Source organism: Actinoplanes subglobosus (assembly GCF_042650585.1).
Taxonomy (GTDB): domain Bacteria; phylum Actinomycetota; class Actinomycetes; order Mycobacteriales; family Micromonosporaceae; genus Actinoplanes; species Actinoplanes subglobosus.
The window spans coordinates 787,583-800,268 of sequence record NZ_JBHSBL010000019.1 but is presented as its reverse complement, the minus strand read 5'-3'; the positions used below and the strand labels follow the sequence as shown (position 1 = coordinate 800,268).

10 protein-coding genes are annotated in these 12,686 nt (G+C 70.8%); 5 read left to right on the top strand and 5 right to left on the bottom strand.

Annotated elements, in window-relative coordinates:
- Nucleotides 1-2: 2 nt before the first annotated feature.
- From ACFO0C_RS29110 to ACFO0C_RS29095, 4 genes are read right to left on the bottom strand one after another with little or no spacing between them, the layout of a single operon-like run.
- Entirely contained in the window at nt 3-947 is a 945-nt protein-coding gene (locus ACFO0C_RS29110) for an iron-containing redox enzyme family protein (RefSeq protein WP_378069890.1), read from the bottom strand.
- Between the two features lies 1 nt (nt 948).
- Nucleotides 949-2,286, bottom strand: a complete 1,338-nt coding sequence (locus ACFO0C_RS29105; protein ID WP_378069889.1) for a hypothetical protein — start codon at nt 2,284-2,286, stop codon at nt 949-951.
- On the bottom strand, nt 2,283-3,107 hold the full coding sequence (locus ACFO0C_RS29100; RefSeq protein ID WP_378069888.1) for a phytanoyl-CoA dioxygenase family protein: 825 nt from the start codon (nt 3,105-3,107) through the stop codon (nt 2,283-2,285). Before ACFO0C_RS29100 ends, ACFO0C_RS29105 begins: the two co-directional genes overlap by 4 nt.
- A 32-nt stretch (nt 3,108-3,139) precedes the next feature.
- Nucleotides 3,140-4,903: an ABC transporter substrate-binding protein gene (locus ACFO0C_RS29095; protein ID WP_378069887.1), complete on the bottom strand. Its 1,764-nt coding sequence runs from the start codon at nt 4,901-4,903 to the stop codon at nt 3,140-3,142.
- A 146-nt stretch (nt 4,904-5,049) separates the two neighbouring features.
- On the opposite strand from ACFO0C_RS29095, the gene ACFO0C_RS29090 reads away from it, so the two are divergent.
- From ACFO0C_RS29090 to ACFO0C_RS29070, 5 genes are read left to right on the top strand one after another with little or no spacing between them, the layout of a single operon-like run.
- A complete protein-coding gene (locus ACFO0C_RS29090) occupies nt 5,050-5,955 on the top strand; it encodes a glycosyltransferase (protein ID WP_378069886.1) in 906 nt (301 codons plus the stop codon).
- Between the two features lie 15 nt (nt 5,956-5,970).
- The gene (locus tag ACFO0C_RS29085) at nt 5,971-7,347 is read left to right on the top strand and encodes an FAD-dependent oxidoreductase (protein ID WP_378069885.1); all 1,377 of its coding nucleotides are present in this window, start codon (nt 5,971-5,973) and stop codon (nt 7,345-7,347) included.
- A gap of 35 nt (nt 7,348-7,382) precedes the next feature.
- Complete coding sequence (locus tag ACFO0C_RS29080; protein WP_378069884.1) at nt 7,383-7,748, top strand: VOC family protein; 366 nt, start codon at nt 7,383-7,385, stop codon at nt 7,746-7,748.
- 2 nt (nt 7,749-7,750) lie between these two features.
- Nucleotides 7,751-9,604, top strand: coding sequence for an ABC transporter ATP-binding protein (locus tag ACFO0C_RS29075; RefSeq protein ID WP_378069883.1), 1,854 nt, complete (start codon nt 7,751-7,753; stop codon nt 9,602-9,604).
- On the top strand, nt 9,601-11,388 hold the full coding sequence (locus tag ACFO0C_RS29070) for an ABC transporter ATP-binding protein (RefSeq protein WP_378069882.1): 1,788 nt from the start codon (nt 9,601-9,603) through the stop codon (nt 11,386-11,388). Before ACFO0C_RS29075 ends, ACFO0C_RS29070 begins: the two co-directional genes overlap by 4 nt.
- 31 nt (nt 11,389-11,419) lie before the next feature.
- On the opposite strand, the gene ACFO0C_RS29065 is transcribed toward ACFO0C_RS29070, so the two are convergent.
- The gene (locus tag ACFO0C_RS29065) at nt 11,420-12,262 is read right to left on the bottom strand and encodes a sugar nucleotide-binding protein (protein ID WP_378069881.1); all 843 of its coding nucleotides are present in this window, start codon (nt 12,260-12,262) and stop codon (nt 11,420-11,422) included.
- Nucleotides 12,263-12,686 lie beyond the last annotated feature (424 nt).

Below are 12,686 nucleotides of genomic sequence, written 5' to 3'. Positions count from 1 at the left end.
GGTCAGCGCAGCGCCGTCATCTGCCGCCGGACCCGCCGGTAGTACGCGTTGGCCACGCGCTCCCGGGTCAGGATGCCGAGGGCGATCTCCCGCAGCAGTTCGGGGGAGCGCTCGGCCAGCGGGGTGAGCACCTGCTCCAGCCACTCGGCGCCGTGGTTCTCGTCGACGTGGATGTGGATGCGCTGGTACTCGATGACGTCCTCGGGCACGCCGAGCCGCGTGCAGCCGGCCACCATCGCGGTGAACCGGGGCGGCGCGCTGTGCTCCATCAGCCCGAGCGCACCCAGCGAGCGGGGAGTGAGCTCGCGGTGGACGCCGTACATCAGGGTCAGGCACGCGTTCTCGTAGATCTCGGCGCAGATCAGGTCGCCGACGTCGAAGCCGCGGGCGGCGAGCACCGCCCGCATGTGCCGCGCCGAGTGCTCGAACAGGACGGTGTGCATCCGCTCGGCGACGCCCTCACCCATCTCGTCCCAGTAGTTCTCGGCCATGACCAGCTTCATCGTGCCGGCCGACCCGAGCTGGGCCAGGGCCACCAGGTCGTCGAAGCGGCTGTCGACCAGCTCCTCGGCCAGGAAGAAGAGCGCGACCTCGGCCTCGGTGGCGTCCTCGGCCAGGTGCCGGCAGAACTCGGGCTGCACGTGGTCGGCGCTGAGCTCTTCGAACCACTTGGCGAATCCGGCCGCGTCCGACGGGAGCCGGGTCAGGTCGACCTGGGCGTCCTCCCAGCGCAGCCACGCGTTCTCCAGACGGACGATCTCCGGATCGGTGTTGAGGCGCGGAATCCGCTGGAAATCGCCCGGCGCGCCCAGGTAGTCGGTGTAGTAGCGGTGCAGGCGGCGGAACAGGCGCAGGCGGACCGCCATGTCGGGTGCCGAACCGTCCTCCGGGAAGGCCGCGGCGAGGACGTCGTCGGTGATCGCGGTGTCGGTCAGGGAGGAAGTCAACTCAGTTCTCCTCGGCGGTGACGAGCGCGGGCGGCTGGAGGGCGTCGATGGCGTCCCGGATCCCGGAGACGATCTTGTTGGCCTCCGCCGCGGTGGGCGCGGCGGCGATGACGGCGAACAGCGAGTCGGGCCAGGACAGGCCACGGACGCTGGTGGGGTACGCCCGGACGCCGTCCGCCCACAGCCGCTGGAAGATCGGCCGGACGTGGTCGGCGTAGGTGACCCAGGACGGCACCTCGACGACGAAGTGCGCCGACAGGGTCAGGTCCCGTTCGGCGTCCCAGTTCTTCAGCAGCATGCAGGCGTGCATCGAGCCGCTGCGCCGGGCGTTGATCTCGGTGACGTAGAGGATGTCGTCGGTGCCGGCCACCGCGTCCACGCACATCCAGCCGCGATATCCCAGCCGGTGGGCGGCCGTGCCCAGCGAACGGGACACCGCGCGCATCCGGTCACCCCAGACCGGCGGCAGGGCACCGTCACCGACGTCCACGCTGCGGAAGACGTGACCGTTCTTGACCGTCAGCGAGCAGAGCACGATGTTCTCCACGCCGTCCTCGCCGATCAGGATGTCGGCGGCCGGGCAGCCGACCCCCTCGGCGTGCGGGACGAACCGCTGCACCAGGATCGGGAAGGCGAAGAACGAGTCCTTGGCGGCCGACGCGATGAACGCCTCGACGCTGCCCGGCTCGTTGCGGATCACCGCGGTGCCGGCGCCGGAGACGCCGTAGAGGGTGCGGGCGACGACCGTACCGTGCCGCTCCAGCATGGCGCGCAGCCCGCCGGTGAGCTCGGTCCAGGTGCAGAAGGTCATGCCCGGTGCCACGTCGACCTCGCCGGGCATCTCCCGGGCCAGGTCCATGCAGCTGATCTTGGAGTCGAGGTAGAGGCTGGCCCAGTACCGCTCCTCCGGCAGGTGGTCGATCTCCACCGGCAGGCCCCACCCTCGGACGATCTCGGCCAGCTGGTACGTCTCCGGGGTGGGCCCGGTGACCAGCAGTTCCACCCGGTCGTAGGTGAGCAGGTGGTGGCGCAGCTCGTTCTGGGCCGCACCGTCCTTGATCAGGTCGGGCACGAGCATCCCGGTGACCGGCCGCGGCGCGACGACCGGTGGCTCGTCGACACCGAGCGCCCGGTGCACGTCGGTGTACCACTGCCGGTCGAAGCCGTGCGGAAGCACCAGCACCCGGGGCTCGACGCTCCAGAACACCGCGTGCTCGGCCTCCGAGGTACCGACGTAGGTGACCAGGCCGTCGCGTTCCGGGCCGGTGAGAGTGAACGAGGGATTGCGCAGCAGGTACTCCGCGCTGTTCATCAGGATCAGCTGAACGGTGCCGGTCACGATGACTCTCCGATCAGGTCGGCGGTGCCCGGCCGCAGCGGCCGGACGTCGGGCTCGGCGAGGAAGGCGGGCCGGGGGCTGTCGACCGGCCGGGGCGCGTTGCCGACGGCGTTGTAGACGAAGATCGCCATCGCCCGGCGGCCCGGCGACATGTTGCGGACCGAGGCGTGCAGCAGGTTCGGGTGGAAGAACAGCACCGACCCGGCCGGGCCCTTCGGGCTCACCATGCCGGCGTCGGCGGTCAGCTCGGCGATCACGTCGGTGTGCACCCGGAACTTCTCGTCGGCGGTCAGGGTGGCGATCCAGCCGGGCGCGTCCTCGTAGCCCAGCGGCATGCCGTCGCGCCCGGTCGCGGCCAGCACCCCGTGCCGGTGCGAGCCGGGCACGAAGGTGAGCGGGCCGTTGAACTCGGTGACGTCGTCGAGGAACACCGCCACGTTGACCATGTCCGGCCGGGTGATGCCGTCGTCCTGCAGCCAGTAGACGTAGTCCTGGTGCCAGTCCCACTGATCACCGGCGAACGCCGCCTTCACGTTCACCTTGGACTGGTGAACGTAGACCTCACCGCCCAGCAGCGTGCGGGCCGCGCCGAGCAGGACCGGATGACGGACCACGGCGGGGAAGACCACACCCTGACGGTGTACGCCGTACACCGACCGCACGGTGACGCCGTCGCGTTCCATCACCCGTTCCGGCCCGTCGTTCCCGAGCAGGCCGGGCACCGCCGCGGCGATGCGGTCGACGACCGTACCGGGAAGGAAGCCGGGCGGCATCAGCACGAAACCGTCCCGGTGATAGCTCTCCACCACGGCGGGATCCATCGGCAGGTCTCCTCTCACGTGCACGCCGGCGCTCATCGGCGCCGGGGCCGGATCCGGTAGAGCCAGTCGACGCCCGCGCCCTGGAAGGACGGCGGCGCGGTCGGATTGGCGGCGGTCGGGAACCCGGTCCACACCGTCTGGTTGAACTCGAAGAACTCCAGCGGCCGGTACATCAGCGGGACCATCGGCGCGTGCTCCATGAACAGCGTGTCCAGGCGGGTGATCGTGGAGATCAGCTCGGTGCCGTTGGCCACGGCCGCCTTGTCCAGCAGGGTCGCGGTGTCCGGGTGGTCGAACCGGCCGTAGTTGTAGGAGGCCGGCAGACCGGGCGCCGGCACGCCGCGCATGTCCAGGACGTCCCGGAACCGCTGCCACGGCGTGCTCGGCGTGGTGGCGGTGATGTGCCAGACGGCGATGTCGAACTCGGCGTTGTAGAGCGTGGTGGCGGTCTCGGCCTCCGACGGGTAGGTCGGGATGATCTCGATGCCGATCGCGCGGGCGTTCTCCGCGACGATCTCGATCGCGGTCTGCCAGTCCGTCCAGCCGGTCGGTGCCTGCATCCGCCAGCCGCCCAGCCGGGTGCCGTCGGGCAGCCGGTAGACGCCGTCGGTGCCCCGGACCGCGCCCAGATCCTGCTCCAGGATGCGGATCGCCTCGGCCGGGTCGGTGCGCCAGCCGTTGCGGGCCACGTTGGCGGCGTCGAAGTAGGACGCCTCCGGTCCCTGCGGCAGCAGCAGGCTCGACTTCGCCGGATCGGAGTAGTTGGAGACCGCGTCACGGGCGATCCGGGCGTAGTCGACGGCGAAGGCGATGGCCCGCCGCACCCGGGGGTCGTTCAGCCCCGGCCGCAGCGTATTGAAGATCATCATGGGCATGGCGCCGGGTACGTGATAAGGCGCGCTGTCCAGCCAGGTGCCGACCGGCAGTCCCCGCTCGCGCAGCTTCCAGATCTCCGGCAGGTACTGCTGCATCACGTCCACGTCACCGCGCTCGAAGGCGGCGTTACCGGCGTCGTTGCCGTCGAAGACCGGGTGCACGATGTACCGCGGCGCGGGCAGGCCGCCCCGCTTGCACCGGCCCCAGTACCGGTCGTCGCGGACCATCACCAGCTGGGTGTCGTCGGCGGTCTGCACCCGGTAGGGGCCGGAGCCGAGCGGATCCTGGGTCCAGTAGTCGCTCAGGTGCGCGTGCCTGCGCTCCAGCTTCTCCCACAGATGCCGGGGCACGATCGGGATCTGCGCCAGATGCGCCTTGATCATGCCGGGGTTCAGCTGCGCCTGGTTCAGGTGGAAGACCACGGTGTGCCGGTCCGGGGCGCTCACCGCGTCGATGTAGAGCCATACGTCGGAGAACTGGACCTCGGGATAACGCCGGGCCAGTTCTACGGTGTAGACGACGTCGTGTGCCGTCAGCGGCCGGCCGTCCCGCCAGTGCGCCTCCGGCCGCAGCTTGACCGTGAGCGTGTTCGGATAGTCGGTCTTGAACGAACCGGCCAGCTGCGGGCGCAGCGTGCCGTCGCGGATGTCGAAGGTGAACAGCGTCTCGTAGACCAGCTGCATCGAGTTGACCTGGGTCGGCCAGGTCTGCTCGCCGAACATGTTGAAGTTCGACGGCGGGCCCCAGAGGAACCCGGCGGTGATCAGGGTCTGCGAGCGGGCCGCCGACGGTTTGGCACCCGCCCGCCCGGCGCTGGCCGGCCGTGCGAGCACACCGGCTTCCAGCGTGGTCGCGGTGAGCCCGGCGGCGGCGCCGAGCAGCAGGTGGCGGCGGGTGGGCTGGACAGGGGATGGCGACATGGAGAAGCACTCCTTCCGGTCGTGCCGAAGCGCCTCCCATCGTCATGGTCAGCTCCCGGCCGCCACATCTCCGAAGATGCTCATCGATCGATCGAGCGCACGTTGGAAGTGGGTTGATCGCCCGTGCCACCACAAGACTGATCGGCATGACCGGTGCACCCGAGCTCAGCGTCATCGTCCCCACCTACAACCGGGCGCCGCTGCTGACACAGACCCTGCTGTCGCTGACCCGGCAGCGGATGGCGCCCCACCACTTCGAGGTGCTGGTCTGCGACGACGGCTCGTCCGACGACACCGCCGAGGTGGTCGAGAGCTTCAGCGACCAGCTCGACATCCGTTTCTTCACCTCACCGCACGAGGGTTTCCGGGCCGGGCGGATGCGCAACACCGGCGTCGCCCACGCGCGCGGCGAGATCAGCGTGTTCGTCGACAGCGGGATCGTGCTGCACAGCGGCTGCCTCGACGGGCACCGGGCGGCGCACCGGGAAGCCGACGGCCCGGTGGCCGTCTGCGGGTACGTCTACGGGTTCGCGCCCGACCCGGCCGACGCCGAGGAGTTCCTGTCCACCGTCGACCTCACCGACGCCGACCGGGCGATGTACCGGCTGGGCGCCAGCGGGCGCTGGCCCGACGTGCGGGAGTTCTTCTACGGCCACTACGGCGACGACTTCGGTGATCTGCCCGCGCCGTGGCTCGTCTACTGGACCGTGAACGCGTCCGCCCGTACCGCCCAGATCCGCTCTGTCGGTGGTTTCGACGAGGCCTTCCAGGGCTGGGGCGGCGAGGACCTCGACCTCGGCTACCGGCTCTATCTCGACGGCGCACGGGTGATGCTGAGCCGGGCGGCGGCCGCCCTGGACATCCCGCACCCGAAGAACTTCGAGGCCAACATGGCCAGTGCCGGCGAGAACTACCGCTACATGGTCCGCAAGTACGGCACGCCGGTGGTGCGGCTGCTCAGCGAATCCGACCCGGACGTCTTCTTCGACCTCAACGACATCATCCGCGAGCGTGGCCTGCCCGCCTGCCGCGACCTGCTGACCACCCGCTGACACAGGAGGAGTTCCATGAGCAGCGTTGACATCGGCGCCCGGGCGGTCGTGCTGGGCGCCGGCATGGCCGGGCTGCTGGCCGCCCGGGTCCTGGCCGACCACTACCGCGAGGTGGTGATCGTCGAACGTGACCGGCTGGACGGCGGCGCCGAGCCACGCCGTGGTGTCCCGCACGGCCGGCACGCGCACGCCCTGCTGGCCCGGGGCCAGCAGATCGTCGACGAGCTGTTCCCCGGGCTGACCGACGGGCTGATCAGCGCCGGGGTGCCGGCCGGGGACGTCGCGAGCAGCCTGCGCTGGTACTTCAACGGCCGCCGCCTGGCGCCCGGCGATTCGGGGCTGCTCAGCGTCTCGGCGACCCGGCCGGTGCTGGAGCACACCGTCCGCGAGCGGGTCGCCGCCCTGCCGAACGTCGCGATGCTGACCGGTACCGACATCGCCGGGGTGACGGCGGACCCGGACCGCCGCCGGATCACCGGGGTACGGGTCGCCCGCCACGACGGTGACGGCGAGGAGGAGATCACGGCGGACCTGGTGGTCGACGCGACCGGCCGGGGCTCGCGTACCCCGGTCTGGCTCGAACAGCTCGGCTACCGGCGGCCCGCCGAGGACCGGGTGCAGGTCGGGCTGGCCTACACCACCCGGCATTTCCGGCTGCGCCGTGACCCGTACGGCACCGACCTGTCGATCAACCCGGTGGCCTCGCCGGCGAACCCGCGCGGAGCGTTCTTCCCGAAGCTGCCCGGCGACTGCAGCATGCTGTCGCTGACCGGGATCCTCGGCGACCACCCGCCGACCGACCTCGACGGCTTCCGCGATTTCGCCCGGTCTCTGCCGGTCCCCGACATCTACGACGCCATCCACGACGCCGAGCCCCTCGACGAGGGCGTGACGTTCCGGTTCCCGGCCAGCGTCCGCCGCCGTTACGAGCGACTGTCCGACCTGCCCGAGCGGCTGCTGGTGATCGGCGACGGGGTGTGCAGCTTCAACCCGGTGTACGGCCAGGGCATGACCGTGGCCGCGCTGGAGGCGATGACCCTGCGCCGGCACCTGTCCACCGGGCGGGCGCCGGAGCCGCGGGCGTTCTTCCGGGACGTGTCCCGCGACATCGACGCGCCGTGGGAGATCTCCGCCGGCGGTGACCTGAGCTTCCCCGGCGTCGAGGGGCAGCGGACTCTGAAGACGCGGATGGGCAACGCCTACATGGCACGCCTGCACGCCGCCGCGACCCGGGACGGCACGCTGACCGCCGCGTTCATGCGGGCGGCGGGCCTGGTCGACCCGGTGACCGCGCTGATGCGCCCGGCCGTGATGCGCAAGGTGCTGGGCGGCGGCAGCGGCGCGCGGACAGCACCGGTGCCCACCGGGCAGATCGAGAAGGAACAGGCGTGAGCACCACCGATTCTCAACGACGGAAGGAGACGGCCATGCTCGCCAGCAGCGCGGCCTTCAGCGGGTTCTCGGTCGACGACGTGCCGGCCGCCCGCAAGTTCTACGGCGAGGTGCTCGGCCTGCCGGTCGACGAGGAGCACGGCATGCTCCACCTGCACCTCGGCACCGGCGCGGAGGTGCTCGTCTACCCCAAACCGGAACACACGCCGGCCACGTACACGATGCTCAACTTCCCGGTCGCCGACATCGACGCGGCGGTCGCCGAACTGCGACGGCACGGCGTGCGGTTCGAGATGTACGACAACGTGGACGACACCGGCGTGTACCGGGGCGAGGGCCCGCCGATCGCCTGGTTCCGTGACCCGGCCGGCAACATCCTGTCGGTCCTGCAGGAGCCGTGACGATGCGGCGCCTGATCGCCGACCGGCTGAGCATCGTCCGGCTGACCCGCCACGGCGGCGCCGGACCGGTCACCGTCCTGGTGGCGATCAACCTGGTCCTCGGCGTGCTGCCGGTGGCCTTCGTGCTGGCCACCGCCCGCCTGCTGGGCCTGGTGCCGGACGCCGTTCAGGACGGGCTCGCGTCACCGGCGTACGACGCTCTGGTCACCGCGTTCGTCGTCGCGGCGGCCACCTTCGCCGGGCAGCAGATCCTGGCGCCGGTGGCGGCGGCGGTCGGCACCCTGGTGGCCCGCAACGTCGACGGCCACGTCTTCGACCTGCTGATGGCCGCGTCGCTGGGCTCGCCGGGCATCGCGCTGCTGGAGGACCAGGAGGCGCTCGACGACCTTCGCCAGGCCGTCGGTGGCCTGGAGGTCGCCTACCAGTCGCCGGGGGAGGCGTGTGCCGGGCAGATCGCGCTGATCGCGCGATACGTCCAGCTCGGAGGGTACGTTGCGGTGGTCGGTGTGGCGGCGTCCTGGCCGGCGGCGGCCGGTCTGCTGGGCGCGGTCCTTCTCTTCCGGTACGGCCAGCGCGGCGGCCTGCGCAAGTTCGGCGACGTCCGGATGAACCTGTGGGACGCCGAACGCGAGATGGACTACTTCCGCGAGTTGTCGCTGCGGCCCGCCGCCGGTAAGGAATTGCGGGTCTTCGGCCTGACCGGCTGGCTCAGCGACCGGTACCGCGCGACCTTCCTGGCCTGGATGCGTCCGCTGTGGGAGGCACGTCGCCGGATCTACCTGTGGCCGTTCGTGTGGTTCGCGCTCTGCGGGCTGGCCGCCACCATGATCATCTTTGCGCTGATCGGGCAGACGGTGTCGCGTGGCCTGACGCTGACCGCGTTCGCCATCGTGGTCCAGTCGACGCTGGCGGCACTGCGACTCGGCGAGTTCTATCCCGAGGCCGACGTGCAGACCGCGATCGGCATGCTCGGCCACGACGGGGTGCGCAAGTTCGCCGACCGGGTGCGGGACGAGACGGCCGTACCGCCGCACGTGCCGGTCGCGGAGGTGCCCGCCCGTGTCGGGTCGATCCGGTTCGAGCAGGTCACCTTCGGCTATCCGGGCACCGGGCGGCCGGTGCTGGACGGCCTGGACCTGACCCTTCCGGCCGGGCGGTGCACGGCGATCGTCGGCCTCAACGGCGCGGGCAAGACCACCCTGGTCAAGCTGCTCGCCCGGCTGTACGAGCCGGACAGCGGCCAGGTCAGCGTCGACGGCGTGGACGTCCGCTCCTACCCGGTCGACGGCTGGCGGCAGCGGATCGCGGTGATCTTCCAGAGTTTCGCCCGGTTCGAGGTCTCCGCCGCCGACAACATCGGCTACGGTGCCGCCCACCGCCTCGACGACCGGGCCGGTGTCGAACAGTCCGCCGAGCAGGCCGGGATCGCCGCCGCCCTACGTGATCTGCCGGCCGGCTTCGACACGCCGCTGGGCCGCAACCTGACCGGCGGCGCCGATCTGTCCGGCGGCCAGTGGCAGCGGGTGGCGCTGGCCCGGGCGCTGTTCGCGCTGCGCCACGGCGCGTCGGTGGTGGTCCTCGACGAGCCGACCGCCGCCCTGGACGTGCGGGCCGAGGCCCGGTTCTTCGACGAGTTCACCGGCCTGACCAGGGGGGTCACCACCCTGCTGATCTCGCACCGGTTCTGCACCGTGCGGCGGGCCGACCACATCGTCGTCCTGGCGGACGGCCGGGTGTCCGAGCAGGGCAGCCACGAGGAGCTGATGGCCCTCGACGGCCGGTACGCGACGTTGTTCCGGCTGCAGGCCGACCGGTTCGCCGGTGACGAGCCCGATCTCAAGGGAGCCCTGGCGTGAGAGACCTGATCAGAGGGGCACGCGAGGTGCTGGCGGCGATCTGGCGCCGGCACCGCGGCAAGACCATCGGATCGATCCTGCTGATGGTGGCGGGTGCGGCGGCGGCGCCCCTGATCGCCGCCGCCCTCGCCGTGATGACCGACGCCGTCGTCGCCGGCGACAGTGCCGATGCCACCCGGGCGGGCCTGCTGGTCGCCGCTCTCGCGGTCGCGGTGCTCACCTTCGCCCACTTCGCGCACGTCTTCTACTTCGACCTGGCCGACCTGGCCGAACTCGACTTCCAGCAGCGCCTGATCGGGCTGTCGCACGGCACGGCCGGGATCCACCACCACGAGGACGCCGCGCAGGCCGACACGCTGAGCGTGCTGGAGCAGGACAGCCGGCAGTTCCAGGGCGCGATCGAGGCGCTGCTGAACACGCTCGGTCTGCTGATCGCCTCCGGAGTCACCGCGGTGCTGCTGGCCCGGCTGCATCCGGTACTGCTCCTGCTACCGCTGGCCGCGATCCCGCCCCTGCTGTGCGGGCGATGGGCCGAACGCCGGATCGACCGGTCCCGGACCGCGGCCGCCGAGCCCACCCGGGTCGCATTGAATCTCTTCCGCCTGGCCACGAGCGCCGACACCGCCGGTGAGCTGCGGGTCTTCCGGCTGCAGAAGGAGCTGCGGGACCGGCACGGGGTGCTCTGGGACCGGGCCGGGGACCGGCTCTGGCACGGCCGGCTGACCGGGGCCCTGCTCACCGTCGCCGGTCAGCTGGTCTTCGCCGCCGCCTACATCGCGGCGGTTCTGCTCGTCGTGGCGAGTGCGGTCCGCGGCGATCGGAGCGTCGGCGACGTGGTGCTCGTCATCGTGCTCGCCGCGCAGGTCAGCCAGCAGGTCACCCAGGCCGTCACGCTGCTGGAGACGTTGCAGCGCACGGCCAGCACCTACCGCCGGCTGGGCGAGCTGGAGACGTTCGTCCGGGAGCGGTCGGGCGGGCCCGCCGGCGTCGTCGAGCCGCCGGACCGGCTGCGGGAGGGGATCACGTTCGACGGCGTCGGGTTCACCTATCCCGGGACCGGCACAGCGGTGCTGCGCGACGTCGACCTGACACTGCCGGCCGGGGCGACGGTGGCGATCGTCGGCGAGAACGGCGCTGGGAAGTCGACGCTGGTCAAGCTGCTGTGCGGCTTCTACCGGCCGACCGCCGGGCGGATCACCGTCGACGGCTACGACCTGGCCGGCCTGTCGGTCACCGGCTGGCGGGAACGGATCGCCGCCGGCTTCCAGGACTTCGTCCGCTTCGAGCTGGTGGCCCGGGAGACCGTCGGCATCGGGGATCTGCCCCGCATCGACTCCTCCGACGACGTGCTGGCCGGCCTGGGCCGGGCACACGCGACCGACGTGCTCGACCGTCTCGACTCCGGGCTGGAGACACAGCTGGGCAAGAGCTGGACCGACGGCGCTGAGCTGTCCGGTGGGCAGTGGCAGAAACTGGCGCTGGGCCGTGCGTTGATGCGGCCCCGGCCGTTGCTGCTGGTCCTCGACGAGCCTACGTCGGCTCTCGACCCGCAGGCCGAGCACGACCTGTTCCAGCGGTACTCCGAGCAGTCGCGCCGGGTGGCGGCGGGCAACGGGGGCATCACCGTTCTCGTGTCGCATCGCTTCTCGACCGTACGCATGGCCGATCTGATCCTCGTGGTCTCCGGCGGTGAGATCGTCGAGCGTGGTGATCATGCGGCGCTGATGGCCGCCCGTGGGGTGTACGCCGAGCTCTTCGGCCTGCAAGCGGCCGCCTATCGGTGAGGCCTGCGGGGGTGCGTGCTCCAGAGTCGGGCTACTCGCGTGATGCTGATGGTGTCGCTGCGAGGAACTCGCGTGCGCCTCGGAGGCGAGTGTTCAGGCGTGCTTGAGTGTTGGCACTGTCCAACCGGACGTCGATGGGTCCGGGGAGGCCGGTGCCGGCGCGGAGCCCGGCAGAAAGGGTCGCCGGGTCGAGACCGTCCCGGCGTGCGATGAGCACTCCGAGTTCGTAGCGGCTGATGGCATCCGCGCCGGCGACGTGATGGATTCCGGCATAGGACGACGCGGCCAGCTCGATCAGTGCGGCGGCGAGGTCGGTGACATGCACCGGGCACCGCATGTCGTCGGTGAACAGGACACCGGTCACGGCGTCGGTTGCCAATGCGTGCACGTGTCTCTCGTGCGGCGAGTCGCCGTTACCGATGATCAACGAGGTCCGGGCGATGGCGGCGGTCGGTGTAATGCCCTTGATCGCTGTCTCGGCGGCGGCCTTGGCGGCGCCGTATGGCGTGATGGGGTCCGGGGCGTGCGCCTCGTCGTAGCGGGCGGTCGTGCCGGAGAACACTGCGTCGCTGGACACATGCACCAGGCGAGCTCCGACCGCTGCCGCTGCGACGGCGACATGCATGCCGCCGTCAGCGGTGGTTGCCCAGTCGGATTGCCGGTAGGCAGCATTAATGATCACGTCAGGCCGTACTGCGTGGGCCAGGGCCATCACGTCGTCGCGGCGGCGGATGTCCAAACTCCTCCAGTCGACGTCGGCGACGTCGGGAACGCGACTGTGGAAGGTCGCCGCGACGCTGTGACCGGCCCGCCGCGCCTGACGGGTGAGTTCCAGTCCGAGGAAACCGCTACCACCTACCACGAGAAGATCCACTCGGTCACGGTATAGCCTTGCGCGCTGGACAACGTAGGGGCTCCACGAGCCGCTCGCAGAATCGCTGGAACCGCAACTGTCCAGATAAGAAGGTCGATCTGGACACTCTCACACGGCAGTGGTGGCGATCACGTCGAGGGAGATGCGAGTTCCGTACTGTGCACGACTCGGGACTCAGCGCAGGATGTGGGCCGATGACGTACGAGTTCGCCGGTGCGGAGTTACACCGACGGGAACACTCACGCGGCTGGATTTTACGCCGCCCATGGGTTCGTCGAGGTCCGCCGGGACGTGAACGATCGCCCGGGCTGGCCGGACGCCGTATGGCTTGAGCGACCGCCGCTCAAGCACTGACGACTGTCCTCCACTTGTCCGGCGGCCGCTCACAGAATCGCCAGAGCCGCAACTGTCCGGACAAGAAGGG